The sequence below is a fragment of the Brevibacterium sp. LS14 genome, assembly GCF_012027885.1.
Lineage (GTDB): Bacteria > Actinomycetota > Actinomycetes > Actinomycetales > Brevibacteriaceae > Brevibacterium > Brevibacterium casei.
In genome coordinates, this window is the sequence record NZ_SJXG01000044.1 from 123967 (window position 1) to 139166 (window position 15200).

Consider the following 15200-nt stretch of genomic DNA (forward strand, 5'->3'; position numbering starts at 1 on the left):
GAGCAGAGATGAGAGAGAACATCATCGATCCGGGTACCTCCACGACGTTCACCGAGGCGGTACGGCTGACCCCGGTCAGCGGTACCGCCGGGGACGACAGCTTCACCGCAGTGCCGCAGTACGCGCCGTGGCCCAAAGCCTACGGCGGCGACATGGTTGCGCAGGCAACTGCCGCGATGATTGCGACTGCGGGTGACGATCGCGTGCTGCACTCCACCCATTCGACGTTCCTGCGCCCGGTGAATATGCTCGAGCCCGTCCGTTACGACGTCGAGCGGATCCGAGACGGGCGAAACTATTCGACCCGGCACGTCCGAGGCATCCAGAACGACAAGACGGTGTTCATGTCGACGGGGTCGTTCCAGGTCCCGCAGGACGGCGAGGATTTCCAGCGTGATGCGGTCAACGATCTCCGCGTGGATCCGCACTCTCTGGACTCCGCCGAGGCGGTGCTCGAATCCGAATCTTCTCCGGCAGCCGAGTACTGGGCCACCGGACGCAGCTTCGATATGCGCCACATCCCCGGCCCTCTCTATCTCAGCGGACCCGCTACGCCGCCAAGAGAAGCATCGGCGCCTTCAGGGAGCACCGTGGCACAGGCCGTCTGGCTCAAGTCGTTCACAGCATTGCCGACGCAGCCGACCGCCGATCAGACTGCGAACCTCCATCGCGTCGCTCTGAGCTATGTCTGCGACTACACGATCCTTGAGCCACTCCTGCGCTCGCAGAATCTGTCCTGGTCGTCGCAGGGGCTTGTCACTGCCAGCCTCGACCACGCCATGTGGTTCCACCGACCCGTCGATGTCGACGATTGGATCCTCTACGCGCAGGAAGCTGAGTCGCTGCAGAGCTCGCGCGGGCTGGCACTCGGCCGCTTCTTCGATCGGTCCGGTCGCCTGGTGGCCACCGTGGCGCAGGAAGGAATGGTCAGCCACCGGCCGGATCCGACTCCCCACTGATTCCCACCGAACCGTGCCTGCAAAGATGCACACGAGAGGAAGAGCATCCCATGGAACTGTCACCTTCCGGATACCTTGACAGCTTCGCCCGAGACAACCTCCCCCCTGCTGACCAATGGCCAGTCATGGAATTCACCATAAAGGACGTCGAATATCCTGACAGGCTCAACGCCGCAACAGCGCTGATCGATGAGCCGGTCAGAATATTCGGTCGCGATCGGCTGGCCCTGACGACGCCCGACGACGACCGGTGGACGTACGGCCAACTGCTCGACCGCTCGAACCAGATTGCGAACCTCCTCGTCGAGGACTATGGACTCGAGCCAGGGAATCGAGTGCTGCTTCGGGCTCCGAACAATCCATGGCTGGTCGCCGCTTGGCTCGGTTCACTCAAAGCCGGCGCAGTCGTCGTCACGACGATGCCGTTGCTGCGTGAGTCCGAGGTGGACAAGCTCATCGAGCTCACTTCACCCACCGTCGCAATCGCCGACCATCGATTCCTCACCGACATCGTCAGCCCGGCAGAGGCCCATGGAACAGCTCTGATTCCTGTCGGCGGCGCTGACGAGGCAGACCTCATCCGTGCCACCGCTCAGAAACCGACGTCGTTCGACAACGTCGAGACTGCTGCCGACGACGTCGCGCTCCTGTGCCCCACCTCTGGAACCACCGGCACTCCCAAAGTGACGATGCACTTCCACCGCGACATCCTCATCAATGCCGACACTTTCGGCCGACACATCGTCAACGTTCAAGCCGATGACATCTGCGCCTGTTCGGCTCCGTTGGCCTTCACCTTCGGACTGGGCGCCCTCGTCGTCTTTCCGCTCTACTTCGGAGCGGCTTCGCTCATGGTCGAGAGGGCCGCTCCCGTCGAATTGGCGACGCACGCCGCCGACGCCGGTGCGACGATCCTCTACACAGCCCCGACCGCGTACCGCGTCATCGTCAAGGAAGGTCGCGGAGATCTCCTGCGCGGGCTCCGCAAAGCCGTGTCCGCTGGCGAGCACCTGCCGAAGCAGACCCGTGAAGCCGTCCTCGAGGCGACAGGTCTCGAGCTCATCGACGGCATCGGGGGCACCGAGATGCTCCACGTTTTCATCTCCGCGGCAGGCGACGACATCAAGCCCGGAGCCGTCGGCAAGCCGGTGCCAGGGTTCAGGGCCGTCATCCTCGACGAGGAGGGAAATGAACTCGGCGACAACGAACCTGGCCGACTGGCCGTTCGCGGCCCCCTCGGCTGCCGTTACCTCAATGACCCACGCCAGGCGGACTACGTCGTGGACGGGTGGAACGTCACCGGCGACACCTTCTACCGGGACGACGAGGGCTACTTCATCTATCAGGCCCGGAGCGACAACATGATCATCTCCTCCGGGTACAACATCGGTGCACCAGAGGTGGAGACCGCAATCAACGAGCACCCCGATGTGCTCGAGTGCGCAGTCGTCGCCAAACCCGACGAAGCACGGGGCTCAGTGGTCACGGCATTCATCGTCCTGCGCGACGGTGTCGCCGCCGGGAAGGACAAAGCCCACGAAGTTCAAACATTCGTCAAGACACAGATCGCTCCGTACAAGTACCCCCGGGAGATTCGCTTCGTCGATCAGCTGCCGAAGAATCCCAGCGGCAAACTCCAGCATTTCAAACTCCGCGAACAGCTCCAGCACGAGACAGGACCGCGGGTTCCCGAAGGGGTCTGAGCGCTCCCTGCAATGAAAGGACATCACTCATGAAGATCGCCGTCGTCGGAGGCGGGCCGGGAGGCCTGTACTTCTCCGCCCTCGTCAAGCAGCTGCGTCCGAACGTCGAAGTCACCGTTTGGGAGCAGAATGCAGCCTCGGACACTTTCGGGTTCGGCGTCGTGTTCTCTGACGAGACACTCGGCGGAATCGGCAACGCCGACCCCGTGGTCGCCGATTACATGGAACAGCATTTCGCACGGTGGGCGGACATCGACATCCACTACAGGGGTGAACAGCTCACCGTCGGCGGGCAGGGCTTCGCCGCAATGTATCGCAAGGACCTGCTCGAGATGCTCCAGCAGAGAACCCGCGAGCTGGGCGTCGACGTGCGCTTTTCGACCAGGGCACCAGACGTATCTGAGCTGTCGGAAAGCTATGATCTCGTCGTCGCAGCCGACGGTCTCAACTCGCACATCCGACGTACCTTCGAGGACAGATTCAAGCCCTCCGTCGACCGGCGTGCGAACAAATACATCTGGCTCGGAACCAGCGAGGTCTTCGAGGCCTTCAAGTTCTTCATCAAGGAGACCGAATATGGGGTCATGCAGGTCCACGGCTACCCGTTCTCCGACCAAGGGTCGACCTTCATCGTCGAAATGCACGAGGACGTGTGGCGACGAGCCGGCTTCGACAAGACGGAGAACGAAGTCTTCGGCCCGGGTGTCAACGACGACTATGCAGTCGACCGCATACGTGAGATCTTCGCCGACGAACTCGCAGGGCACGAGCTGCTGACGAACAACTCGAAGTGGATCAACTTCACGACGGTGCGCAACGAAAGTTGGGTGCATGAGAACATCGTTCTCCTCGGCGACGCCGCTCACTCGGCTCACTTCTCGATCGGTTCGGGCACCAAGCTCGCCATGGAGGATGCTCTCGCTTTGGCTGCGTGTCTGTTCGAGAACCCGAAGATCGACGGCGCGTTGCGCGCCTACGAATCCGAGCGTCGCCCTGTCGTCGAGTCCACGCAACGGGCCGCGCAGGCATCCCTCGAGTGGTTCGAGAACATCGGAATGTACGTGGGTCAGGACTCGGCACAGTTCGCCTTCAACCTGCTCACTCGTTCACGCAGGATCACTCAGGAGAACCTGCGACTGCGCGACCCGGAGTTCGCGCGCAGAGTCGAAGACCACTTCGCCTCGTCCCAGAACCTCACCGAGAGCGCCCCGGCTATGTTCCAGCCGTACCGCCTCGGCGGGGTCGAACTGATCAATCGGATCGTTGTCTCTCCCATGAACATGTATTCCGCTGAGGATGACGGTGTGCCGACGGATTTCCACCTCGCCCACCTCGGATCGAAGGCGATGGGTGGAGCCGGCCTTGTAATGGCCGAGATGACAGCCGTCAGCAGGGACGCGCGGATCACTCCCTCGTGTGTCGGTCTGCACACTCAGGACCAGACGGACGGATGGCGGCGCATCACCGACTTCGTGCATTCGACCACTCAGGCGAAGATCGGGGTCCAGCTCGGTCACGCCGGCCGCAAAGGTTCGACTAAGCGGATGTGGGAGGGCATCGACGAACCCTTGGAGACAGGAAACTGGGACATCGTATCCGCATCGGCGTTGCCCTACGCCCCTGCCAACACGGTTCCGGCTGAACTCGACCGCGCGGGCATGGACGACGTCGTCGCCGACTTCGTTGCGGCTGCGAAGAATGCCGCCGAAGCAGGGTTCGATGTCATCGAACTCCATGCCGCGCACGGATATCTGCTCTCTTCGTTCCTGTCACCGGTGACGAATCACCGCAACGACGAGTACGGCGGACGAATGGAGAACCGACTGCGCTTTCCGCTCGAGGTGTTCGATGCGATCAAGGCGGTGTGGCCAGAGGACCGCGCGATCACAGTGCGCATCTCGGCCACGGACTGGGTCGAGGGAGGCACGACTGTCGACGATGCGGTGATCATCGCCCAGGCTTTCGTCGACCACGGCGCCGACGGCATCGACGTATCGAGCGGCCAGGTCACTCCGGAGGAGAAGCCTGCCTACGGCAGGTCGTACCAGACGCCGTTCGCCGATCGCATCAAGCGCAACGTCACCGAACCGGCGGGCGCGGCAGTAATCGCCGTCGGTGCGATTTCGTCGTTCGACGATGCCAACTCGATCCTGCTGGCCGGACGGGCCGATCTCATCGCAGTCGGACGCACTCATCTGTACAACCCGAATTGGACCCTGCAGGCAGCCGCAGAGCAGGAATATCAGGGTGACGGTGCCGCCTGGATCGACCAATTCAAAGCTGGTCGGCGCAAGCCGCCGACATCACGCACCGATGCCGTCCGGCCTCGACTGTCCCTGTTGCGCGAAGACGAGCTGACAGACGATCCGCACCTGAGGTGGAAACCGGCGGCGAAGCTGGAGACGGCCGCCGTCTGAATCCGACACAGCCGGAGGCGCGGGATCGCTCAGCGGCCCCGCCCCTCCCCTGCCGCGGGAGCGACTGACTTCGGCACGATCGCCATCGCGGCGAAGCCGAGGACGGCGACGACGGCGAAGAGGTAGAACCCCCACGGGTAGGCGATGCCCGCTGCCACGAGGGTGCCGGTGATGAAGGGCCCGGTGATCGCGCCGAGTCGACCGATCGCCGACGCCATGCCGAGTGCCGTGCCGCGCACGGTCGCCGGGTAGATCCCGGAGACGAACGCGTAGATGAGGACCTGCGCGGAGAAGACGAAGACTCCGGTGATGAAGACGATGAGGTTGAGCAGCACCTGGCTCGTCATCGGGATGCTCAGCACCGCGAGGAAGACCGCTGCGAGGACGAACCACAGGAGGACGATGCGCTTCGTGCCGTGTCTGTCGGCGAGCCAGCCGGCGATGACGAGGCCGACGACGGCGCCGAGGTTGAGGACGAGGAGCATGACGAGGGAATCGGAGACCTCGTAGCCGGCATCGGCCATGATCTTCGGCAGCCACGTGTTGAGGCCGTAGACGAGGAGGAGGCCCATGAAGCTGCCGAGCCACACGCCGATCGTCACGAGGGCGAACCGGCCGGTGAACAGCGAGGCCATGCCCGGCTTCGGGACCGCCTCGGCGGGGGTCGACGCACCGGCACCGACAGCCGCCTTCGCGGCGAGGAACTCGTTCGACTCCGGCAGCTTCCACCACAGCAGCGGCACGAGGAGGAGCCCCGCGAGGCCGCCGGCGATGAAGAGCAGATGCCAGTTGTGGGAGTAGAAGACGGCGAGCAGGGAGATCGCGACGGCACCCGCGTGGTACCCGGTCATCGTCAGGGTCGTCGCCTTCCCCGTCCTGCCGGAGCGGTTGTGCTCGCTGATGTAGGCGAGGCAGCTCGGCATGACCGCGCCCAGAGCGAGCCCGGCGATGAACCGGAAGAGCGTGAAGAGGGCGACGTTCGGGGCGAACGCGACGAGGAGGGTGAACACGGAGAAGACGATCACGCAGACGATGATCGTCCAGCGCCTGCCCACCCGGTCGACGATCGGTCCGACGCCTGCGGCCCCGAGGCCGACGCCGACGAGGCTCATCGTCGCCGCGAGGGTCGCCCCCTCCGGGGTGAATCCGAGCGCGCCGGTGGCGAGCAGCTGGGGAATGACGGCGCCGAGGACGACGAGGTCGAAGCCCTCGAGGGCGACGGCGAGCCAGCACAGAACGGCGGGCCAGCGGGTCTCCCCGGCAGGGCGCAGGGAGGGGGCGGCGGGTGCGGACATCGGTGTCTCCGGTCGTGTGGTCGGGCCAGGCGGTGGCAGGGATCAGAACGGGTACGCAGCGATCTCCGGGCGCATCGTCACCCACTGGGTCTCGGTGAAGGCCTCGATGTTCGCCTGCGCCCCGCCGAAGCGGGATCCGTTGCCGGAGTCCTTCATCCCGCCGAAGGGGACGTTGGCTTCATCGGAGACGGTCTGCTCGTTGATGTGGACCTTGCCCGTGTCGACGAGGTCGGCGAGTTCGAGCGCCATCCCGACATCGCCGAGGATGCCGAGCGAGAGCCCGTATTCGCTCGCGTTGACGAGTTCGGCCGCCTCCTCGAGCGTCGAGAAGCGTCCGACCGGGGCGACCGGGCCGAAGATCTCCTGCGTCCACGCCGGGTTCGTCGGCGTGAGGTCGGCGAGCACGGTCGGCGGCACGAACGCCCCCTCCCCCGCCCCTCCCGCGGCCAGGCGTGCGCCGTCGGCCTGGGCTTTGTCGATGATGTCCCGAACCCGTCTCCGCTGCCCTTCGTCGATGATCGGCCCGAGCGCCACCTCCTCGGCGGCGGGGTTGCCGACCGGCAGGTTCCGGGCGCGCTCGGACAGGGCGCCGACGTAGTCGTCGTAGAGGCTGTCGTGGACGAGGTGACGGCCCGTCGTCATGCAGATCTGCCCCTGGTGCATCCAGGATCCGAAGGCCCCCGCCGAGGTGGCCGCCGCCAGATCGGCACCGGGCAGGACGATGAGCGCATTGTTCCCGCCGAGTTCGAGGTGGCAGCGCTTGAGGAGGCGACCGGCCGCCTCACCGACCTTCCGCCCCGCCGCGGTCGACCCGGTGAAGGAGATGACCGAGACCTCGGGGGCGTCGACGACGGCTTCGCCGACGTCCCGGCCTCCGGGCAGAACCTGGAGGAGCCCCTCAGGGAGTCCCGCCTCGGCGAAGATCCGGGCCAGGGTCACGCCACCGGAGACCGCGGTGCGCGGGTCGGGTTTGAGGAGGACGGCATTGCCGAGGGCGAGCGCAGGCGCGACCGAGCGGATGGAGAGGATGAGCGGGAAGTTGAACGGTGCGATGACCGAGACGACTCCGGCGGGCAGGCGCCTGGAGAACGACCAGCGCGGTTCGTTCGAGGGCAGCACCTCGCCCTTCGGGTGGCTGGGCAGGCTCGCCGATTCAAAGCAGATCTGCGTGGCCATCGTCGTCTCGAGGTCGGCCTTGGGCTGGATCGCCCCGGATTCGCGGACGATCCACTCGCCGATCTCCGCGGCGTGCTCGGCCCAGAGGTCACCGGCCCGGCGCAGCACCGCCGCCTTCTCCGCCGGGGTCGTCCTCCCCCACTGCTTCTGGGCGGAGGCGGCGCGGGCGGCCGCCGCGTAGACGTCGTCGGCGCTCGCCGCACCGATCTCGGCCAGGGTCTGACCTGTCGCGGGTTCGACGACAGGGTAGGTCTCGCCTCCGCCTGGGCTCCACGCCCCGGTGAAGATCGATCCGTGCCAGTCGGTGCCGAGGAACGTGTCCGTGCTCATCGTGGTCTCCTCTTACTTCTTCTCGGGTCGGGTCTTCTCGGTGCTCACCTCGATGAGCGTGGGTCCGGACGCCTCACCCAGGAGTCGGGCGAGGTCAGCGCTGTCGTCGGCGTGGTGGGCGGTCATTCCGTAGCCGCGGGCGATCGAGACGAAGTCGACCTCGCCGAGGTCGAGTCCCGGTGCCTTGTCGACGCCGAGCATGCCTGCGAACCAGTCCAGTGCCGCGTACGAACCGTTGCGCAGCACCACGATGGTCAGCTCGATGCCCTCGTCGACGGCGGTGCGCAGGGCGGCGATCGAGTAGTGGGCCGATCCGTCGCCGATGATCGCGACGACCGGGCGATCGGAGTCGGCGAGCGCGATGCCCATGGAGGCGGGCAGACCCCAGCCGAGGCCTCCCGAGGCGGGGAAGAAGTAGGAGCCGGGCTCGCGCAGGTCCATCTGCGCCCAGAAGGCGGCGTTCGTCGATGTCGATTCGACGACGAACCGAGTGTCCTTCGGCAGCTCCTCCCGCAGGGTCGCGAAGACCTCCTCGGGGTGGAGGGTTCCCTCACTCGCCGAGGTGACCGGCGGGTCGATCTCGGCCGTCCACTCGCTCACGGTGTGGGGTGCGGGGGCGACCGCCTCGGCGAGGGCGCGGACGAGGGCCACGGGATCGGCGAGGACGGCGTCGCCGAACGGGGCGCGGGCCGCGGCGGCCGGGTCATCGCCGATCTGGATGAGCGTCGTCGACTCGGGCAGGTACTCGCCGGGCTGCCACTGGTGATAGCGGAAGACGGGGGCACCGATGACGAGCGCGAGGTCGTGGGCTCCGAGGATCTCCCCGATGCCGGCGATGGATGCTGGCAGGACCCCGCGGAAGAGCGGATGCTGGTTGGGGAAGGGCAGCCGGGGAAGGGAGGGCGCGGCCCAGACAGGAGTATCGAGCGCCTCGGCGAGTGCGATGGAGGACTCCCAGGCGCGGGGGTCGTCGACGTCGGGACCGAGGACGAGGACGGGGTCGTTCGCCTCGAGCAGACGGGAGTGCAGCTCGGCAACGGTCTGCGCATCGACGGTCTCACCTGAGGCGACGGTTCGAGAGAGCTGGTCGATGACGGCAGCGGGCACCTCGGCGTCCCAGTCGTCGTAGGGCACGGAGAGGTAGACGGGTCCGGCCTCAGCGGCGAAGACGGACTGGGAGAACGCGCGGGGCACATCGGCGGCCGAGAGCGGTTCGAGGGACTGGTGGACGAGCGGCGCGGCCAGGGCGGTGGCCCGGACATTGGCGAGCATGACCTCGGGGCCGACCATGTCCCGGACCTGCTGGCCGGCGGTGAGGACGAGCTTCGACCGGGAGATGGTCGCATTCGTCAGCGCACCGAGTCCGTTGCCGGTCCCGGATGCAGCGTGGAGGTTGACGAGGGTGGGTCGGTCGGTGATCTGCGAGTAGCCGTCGGCCATGGCGACGACGGAGCTCTCGCCGAGTCCGAGGACGTAGTGGGCCGGCAGGTCCTTGAGGAACGGCAGCTCGTTCGAACCGGGGTTGCCGAAGACCGTGGACATGCCGTGAAAGGCCATGAGTTCGTGGACTGCGTGTCGGACCGAGACCGTCGTCATCGACGCTGCTCTCCTTTGAGGCGGGACCAGGATGGCTGCCGTGCGCACCGCGGATCCGCGGTGCGCACCGCACTGCTTGCCACGATAGTGACGCGCACCACCGAGAGCGAGAAGTGTTTCATTCATTGGGAAGCGGACCGCTGCGCAGCTACGATGGCTGACATGGCGAACTCACCATCGGGCGATTCGATGATCGATCGACTCGTCCGCGTCCTCAGCTCCTTCGATCCGGACCACCCGTCGCTGAGCACCGACGAGCTCTCGGCGCGGGCGCAGCTGCCGAAGTCGACGGCCTATCGCCTCATCAACGACATGATGCGCCACGACCTCCTGCAGCGGGATCCGTCGGGGAGGATCCGCATCGGGGTGGGGATGTGGGAGCTGTCGAACCGCGCCTCCGACGCCGTCGAGCTCGCCTCCCTGGCCCGCCCGCACATGACCAACCTCCACGATTTCGTCGGGGAGAACACGCAGTTGGGGATCCTCCGCGAACGCGAGGTCCTCTTCGTCGAACGGATGTCGAAGCCGAGCGCGGTCGTCCACCGCTCCCGCACCGCAGGACGTCTGCCCGCCCATGCCTCGTCGTGCGGTCTCGTCCTCCTCGCCCACGCTCCCCGTCACGTGCGCGAAGCGTACCTGCGCGGTCCCCTCTCGGCCTTCACCGAGCACACGACGACGGATCCGACGATCCTGCGCCGGATGCTCCAGACGATCAGGACCTACCATCGGGCCGAGCTCGTCGGACACATCGACGAGGGCACCACGGGGATCGCGGTGCCTGTCTTCGACGGCAGCGGGCTGACGATCGCCGGCCTCGGCGTCGTCGTCGACTCCGAGCGCAATGTCGGGATGCCTGCGATCATGCAGGCACTGCGGACCGCCTCGGCGGGGATCACGCAGGACCTCATCGCCCAGGGGACCCGGGCGGGCGAGTGAGCTCACGCGCGGGCGGCGTACCTCGCCCGGCGCTTCTCGGCCTCGACCTCACGGTTCTTCGGCGGGGCATTCGTCACGAGCGCATCGAGGAGGTGCTGGGTGGCGTGGGCGATCTCCTCGACGGCTGCGTCGAAGGCCTCGGCGTTGGCCTGCGAGGGCTTCGTCGTCCCCGCGATCTTGCGCACGTACTGCAGGGCCGCGGCGTGGACCTCGTCCGAGGTGGCGGCGGGTTCGAAGTTGTGGAGGGTTCGGATGTTCCGGCACATGCCTCAACGGTACGCCGCACGGCCCTTGGGGCGGTAGGTTCTGCCGAAGCTGCGCGGATTCGCCTCGTCGATGTCGACGAGCTCCCAGTCGAGGCGCCGACCGCCGGGGACATCGAAGATCCGGACCCCGTCGCCGAGGAAGACGGGCACGGAGAAGTACTGGAGTTCGTCGATGAGGTCGGCCTCGAGCGCCTGCCGGGCGATGTCGGCGCTGATGATCTGAATGTCCCGCTCACCCGCGATGACCTGGGCACGCTCGACCGCCTCGGCGATGGAGCAGTCGAGGGGGATGACCGACGGGTCATCGGCGAGCTCCTCGGGCCGGTGGGTGAGGACGAACTCGGTGCCCGACCACGCGCCGCCGTAGGCCTCCGCGGTCATCTCGTCGCGGATCTCGGCCTGGGACTTGGCCGCGTCGTAGCCGCGGCGGCCGGAGATGATGACGGCGACCTGCGCGGCCATCGCCTCGGTGGTGCCGTCGACGAGCGGTTCGGCTGCCGAAAGCCACGACATGTCGTGGCCGGGTCCGGCGATGAACCCGTCGAGCGAGCACGAGAAGCCCCATGCCACTTTTCCCATCACTCCTCCTTGAGCTGACTCAATCACATTCCCGGCAACACGGGAACCCCCGCACCGGCCGTCGTAGACTGACAGCGTCCTCGCACCCGGTGAGGAATGCGAACCCCAGGAGCGTCGATGGCCACCCCCGCAGACCCGTTCACCCCAGGCCAAGCCGAGCGGGTCCGGCGCCTGCGCACCGACTTCTCGCGCATGCTCATGCACCACCAGTTCGCGATCGATGAGATGCTCACGAAGGTCTCGATCCTCCGCGAGGAGTTCCTCCACCTCCACCGCTACAACCCGATCGAACACATCAGCTCGCGGGTGAAGTCCCCGCGCAGCCTCATCGAGAAGATCACGCGCCGGGGCCTGCCGCTCGAGATCGACGCGATCACGGCGAACATCACCGACATCGCCGGCATCCGCATCACGTGCAGCTTCATCGCCGACACGTACCGCGTGCTCGAGACGCTCACCTCGCAGAACGACGTGCGGATCATCGAGATCAAGGACTACATCGCCCACCCCAAGCCGAACGGGTACAAGAGTCTGCACGCGATCCTCGAGATCCCGGTGTTCCTCACCGCTGGGCCGGTGCCGATCGTCTGCGAGGTGCAGGTGCGCACGATCGCGATGGACTTCTGGGCGAGCCTCGAGCACAAGATCCACTACAAGTACCAAGGTGACGTGCCCGACCGCCTCGTCGAGGAACTCACCAGGGCAGCGAACGCCGCCGGGGAGCTTGATCGCAAGATGGAGCAGCTCCACGCCGAGGTCCACGATGTCGACAGTCCCGCGGAGGACGACGACTCCGACGGCGAACTCCTCCGCCTCCTCCTCAGACTCACCCGCGACGAGGGGTGAGCCCGCCGAGGCGGCGCTCAGTACCGGGCCGAGAACCCACCGTCGGCGCCGAACAGCTGACCGGAGACCCACCGCCCCTCGGGTGAGAGGAGGAAGGCGACGACGCCGGCGATGTCGCCTGGAGTGCCGAGGCGCCCGAGCGGCTGGTGCGGGCGCAGCGACGACCGCAGCTCCTCGTCCATCCACCCCGTGTCGATGGGGCCGGGATTGACGACGTTCGCCGAGATCCCCTTGGGGCCGAGCTCGCGGGCCGCGGAGATGACGATGCGGTCGAGCGCGCCCTTCGACGCCCCGTAGGGGAGGTTGCCCGTGGTGTGGTCACTGGTGAAGGCGACGATCGCGCCGCCGCCATCGGAGACCTGACGGGCGAAGTCGGCGATGAGGAGGAGGCTCGCCCGCGCGTTGACGGCGAGGTGGGCGTCGAAGCTCTCGGCACTCGTGTCGAGGATTCCGGATTCGACGTCGTGGGCGTGGGAGAGGACGAGCGCGTCGATCGTGCCGTGGTCGGCCCTCACCGCCGCGATGAGCTCCTCGGGTCCGGTCGGCGTCGCGAGATCGCACGCGTAGTCGGCATTCTCGAGGTCGCTCGTGACGACGGTCCAGCCGTCGACGCGCAATCGGGGCACGATGCCGGCGGCGATGCTGTTCTCCCGAGCGGCACCGGTGATGAGGGCAAGGGGCATGTCCTGAGCCTAGCGCCCCCTACTCCCGGTGGGCGACGATGTTGAGGACGTTGCCGTCGGGGGCGCGGACGAAGAAGCGGCGGACTCCCCATTCCTCGTCGGTGAGCGGGTGGACGATCTCATACCCGCGGTCGACCGCCTCGGCGAAGGCGGCGCCGACATCGTCGACCTTGACCGAGACGACGGCATCGACCGGGGACGTCGCATCCTTGGTCACGACCTGGAGGTGCGCGCCGGTCTCCGGGGAGGTGAACCGGGCGACCCAGCCGAGGTTGAACTCCTCCGTCGACAGTCCGAGGTAGTCGGCATAGAACTCCTTGGCACCGTCGATGTCGGGCACCGGCAGATCGGCGATGATGCTGTGGACCTTCATGACTCCCCCTCACCACTGGTCGTGGTCGAAGACCTGGCAGAACACGCTCGTCATCGTGTCGGAGAAGAGGACGAACTGGACTTCGGCGATCGAGTCCCAGCGCCCGCGGGCCCGGCCGTCGACGATGACGGAGGCCGCCGCCTCGGCGACGTCCCGGGGCGACCACCCGTAGACCCCGCCGCCGATCGCGGGGAACGCAATCGTGGTCGCCCCGAGCTCCTCGGCGAGGTTGAGGCTCGACTCGAAGCACGACTCGAGCACCTCGGGGTCGGCCTCCCCGGCATTGCGGTTGGGGCCGACCGTGTGGATGACCCAGCGCGCGGGGAGGTCGCCGGCCCCGGTCGCGACGGCCTGACCGGGAGGCAGTCCCCGCGGATGCGTCGTCCGCCGGATCTCGCGGGCCTCCTCGAGCAGGCTCGGCCCCGCAGCGCGGTGGATCGCCCCGTCGACGCCGCCTCCGCCGAGGAGGCTCGAGTTCGCCGCGTTGACGATCGCGTCGGCGTGGACCGTGGTGATGTCGCCTTCGAGTACCGTGATCCTCATACGGCGAGTCTAGTCAGGGGCTACGCCTTTTGGACGGTGATCGTCCACGAGGCGTCGCCGGTGCGGTCGAAGTGGGTGACCGGGTAGCCGTTCTCGGCTGCCCACTGCGGGATCGCCTCGGTGGCCTGGGTGCAGTCGAAGTTGATGACGAGTTCGTCGCCTGCGCTCAGCTGCCCGATCGCGTCCTTGGCCTCGACGAGAGGGAAGGGGCAGACGAGCCCGTTGGTCTCGAGGATCTGCTTCATGCTGTCCTGCTTTCCGCGGGCACCGGAGCTCCCGCTGTGCTTCGTGGACTGATGGTGGCCTTCGCAGCGATTCCTGCGCCGACGATCATGAAGAACGTCGCCACCCATCCCTGGTATTCGAACTGTGCGGTCGAGACCATCGCGTTGCCGACGGTGCATCCCCCGGCGATCGCCGCGCCGATGCCCATGCCGACTCCGCCGACGATGGCCTTGAGGAGCGTGTCCCGATCGGGCACGCGCACCCGGAACTCCCCGGAGGCCTTCGCCGCGATGAAGGAGCCGACGAGGATGCCGATGACGAGCATGACTCCCCAGTCGACGAGGGTGAGGTCGCCCGTCGCGAAGAACGCGACGAGATTCGCCGATGGAGTCGTGATGCCCAGCCCCGAGTTCTGTCCCGTCGCCGCCGACAGAGGCCACGCGACCGTGGCGATGATGCCGATGACGACCGCTGTCGCGAACGGATTCCAGCGCTTCTCGGTGAGCAGATGCGCCAGCCCCGTCTTCCGCGGAGGCAGAGTCGCCACCGGCGTTCCGAGCTTCCGATTGTGGCGGATCGTCAGCCACACCGCGATACCGGAGAGGACGACGGCGAACACCCACGGACTCAGACCGGTCGTCGCCGGCAGCGACCCGTCGGCGACCGTGATCGACCGCAGCCCGTCGGTCAGCCCGGCCGCAGGACCGGTCTTCATCACGGCGGCGGTGAGGGCGAAGAAGATGAGCGCCATCCAGCTGCCGACGAGGCCCTCACCGACCCGGTAGTAGGTCCCCGTCGCGCAGCCGCCGGCGAGGATCATCGAGAACCCGAAGATCAGCCCGCCGAGGATCGATGCGAGCCACGGGAAGGCCGTCGCCTCCGGGGCGATGATGCCGAGAGAGGTGAGCAGCGCGAGTCCGACCGCATGGACGGCGATGATGACGATGAGGGCGGAGAACCATCGCGTGTTCCCCGTCAAAGTGAGGTCGCGGAACGCGCCGGTGACGCAGAAGCGCCCTCGCTGGAGGACGAAACCGAGGAGCAGACCGACGACGAGTCCGGTGATGATCATGAGTGGTCCTTCTGTGGGAGGCCTCCCGGCACACACCGGGAGGCGGAGACTGTTGAGCATCGCCTCCGCACCGATCGTTCATACAGTCTGGTAACGAGATACGGATTCGATGGACAACGCCCTCCATTGTTGAGCAATCTGCACGACGACGTCAAGGATCTCTTTTCCGTTCAATGGGAACGCCCTCGCGGCAGCGGAGTG

General features: G+C 66.8%; 15 protein-coding genes. 5 read left to right on the forward strand and 10 right to left on the reverse strand.

What is annotated here, in order from left to right; genetic code table 11:
• Positions 1 to 8: 8 nt before the first annotated feature.
• From EZE58_RS07235 to EZE58_RS07245, 3 genes are all read left to right on the forward strand, one after another.
• Positions 9 to 959 (forward strand): acyl-CoA thioesterase domain-containing protein, encoded by a 951-nt coding sequence (locus tag EZE58_RS07235; protein ID WP_009377916.1) that lies wholly within the window; start codon positions 9 to 11, stop codon positions 957 to 959.
• A 125-nt stretch (positions 960 to 1084) separates the two neighbouring features.
• The gene (locus EZE58_RS07240; RefSeq protein ID WP_009377914.1) at positions 1085 to 2662 is read left to right on the forward strand and encodes an AMP-binding protein; all 1578 of its coding nucleotides are present in this window, start codon (positions 1085 to 1087) and stop codon (positions 2660 to 2662) included.
• A 29-nt stretch (positions 2663 to 2691) separates the two neighbouring features.
• Complete coding sequence (locus tag EZE58_RS07245; protein WP_009377912.1) at positions 2692 to 5079, forward strand: bifunctional salicylyl-CoA 5-hydroxylase/oxidoreductase; 2388 nt, start codon at positions 2692 to 2694, stop codon at positions 5077 to 5079.
• A 29-nt stretch (positions 5080 to 5108) separates the two neighbouring features.
• On the opposite strand, the gene EZE58_RS07250 is transcribed toward EZE58_RS07245, so the two are convergent.
• The 3 genes from EZE58_RS07250 to mdlC are packed head-to-tail and all read right to left on the reverse strand — an operon-like array spanning position 5109 to position 9476.
• Entirely contained in the window at positions 5109 to 6374 is a 1266-nt protein-coding gene (locus tag EZE58_RS07250) for an aromatic acid/H+ symport family MFS transporter (protein ID WP_009377909.1), read from the reverse strand.
• 42 nt (positions 6375 to 6416) lie between these two features.
• Positions 6417 to 7880, reverse strand: coding sequence for a benzaldehyde dehydrogenase (locus tag EZE58_RS07255; RefSeq protein ID WP_009377739.1), 1464 nt, complete (start codon positions 7878 to 7880; stop codon positions 6417 to 6419).
• Positions 7881 to 7892: 12 nt separating this feature from the next.
• Positions 7893 to 9476 carry a benzoylformate decarboxylase gene (mdlC, locus tag EZE58_RS07260; RefSeq protein WP_009377737.1) on the reverse strand — a complete coding sequence of 528 codons (1584 nt, stop codon included), beginning with the start codon at positions 9474 to 9476 and terminating at the stop codon, positions 7893 to 7895.
• A gap of 162 nt (positions 9477 to 9638) precedes the next feature.
• On the opposite strand from mdlC, the gene EZE58_RS07265 reads away from it, so the two are divergent.
• Positions 9639 to 10412 carry an IclR family transcriptional regulator gene (locus tag EZE58_RS07265; RefSeq protein WP_009377735.1) on the forward strand — a complete coding sequence of 258 codons (774 nt, stop codon included), beginning with the start codon at positions 9639 to 9641 and terminating at the stop codon, positions 10410 to 10412.
• A 2-nt stretch (positions 10413 to 10414) separates the two neighbouring features.
• Here the strand turns inward: EZE58_RS07265 and EZE58_RS07270 are convergent, their stop codons facing one another.
• Positions 10415 to 10678 carry a DUF2277 domain-containing protein gene (locus EZE58_RS07270; protein WP_009377730.1) on the reverse strand — a complete coding sequence of 88 codons (264 nt, stop codon included), beginning with the start codon at positions 10676 to 10678 and terminating at the stop codon, positions 10415 to 10417.
• 3 nt (positions 10679 to 10681) lie between these two features.
• Positions 10682 to 11257: a dihydrofolate reductase family protein gene (locus tag EZE58_RS07275; RefSeq protein ID WP_040341662.1), complete on the reverse strand. Its 576-nt coding sequence runs from the start codon at positions 11255 to 11257 to the stop codon at positions 10682 to 10684.
• A gap of 117 nt (positions 11258 to 11374) precedes the next feature.
• Here EZE58_RS07275 and EZE58_RS07280 point away from each other — a divergent pair, with 117 nt between their 5' ends.
• The gene (locus EZE58_RS07280; protein ID WP_009377726.1) at positions 11375 to 12103 is read left to right on the forward strand and encodes a GTP pyrophosphokinase family protein; all 729 of its coding nucleotides are present in this window, start codon (positions 11375 to 11377) and stop codon (positions 12101 to 12103) included.
• 17 nt (positions 12104 to 12120) lie between these two features.
• Here the strand turns inward: EZE58_RS07280 and EZE58_RS07285 are convergent, their stop codons facing one another.
• From EZE58_RS07285 to EZE58_RS07305, 5 genes are read right to left on the reverse strand one after another with little or no spacing between them, the layout of a single operon-like run.
• The gene (locus EZE58_RS07285; RefSeq protein ID WP_009377724.1) at positions 12121 to 12786 is read right to left on the reverse strand and encodes an SDR family oxidoreductase; all 666 of its coding nucleotides are present in this window, start codon (positions 12784 to 12786) and stop codon (positions 12121 to 12123) included.
• 19 nt (positions 12787 to 12805) lie between these two features.
• A complete protein-coding gene (locus EZE58_RS07290) occupies positions 12806 to 13159 on the reverse strand; it encodes a VOC family protein (RefSeq protein WP_009377722.1) in 354 nt (117 codons plus the stop codon).
• 9 nt (positions 13160 to 13168) lie between these two features.
• On the reverse strand, positions 13169 to 13702 hold the full coding sequence (locus EZE58_RS07295) for an O-acetyl-ADP-ribose deacetylase (RefSeq protein WP_009377720.1): 534 nt from the start codon (positions 13700 to 13702) through the stop codon (positions 13169 to 13171).
• Positions 13703 to 13722: 20 nt separating this feature from the next.
• A complete protein-coding gene (locus EZE58_RS07300; RefSeq protein ID WP_009377718.1) occupies positions 13723 to 13947 on the reverse strand; it encodes a sulfurtransferase TusA family protein in 225 nt (74 codons plus the stop codon).
• A complete protein-coding gene (locus tag EZE58_RS07305) occupies positions 13944 to 14999 on the reverse strand; it encodes a YeeE/YedE family protein (protein ID WP_009377717.1) in 1056 nt (351 codons plus the stop codon). Before EZE58_RS07305 ends, EZE58_RS07300 begins: the two co-directional genes overlap by 4 nt.
• Positions 15000 to 15200: the final 201 nt, after the last annotated feature.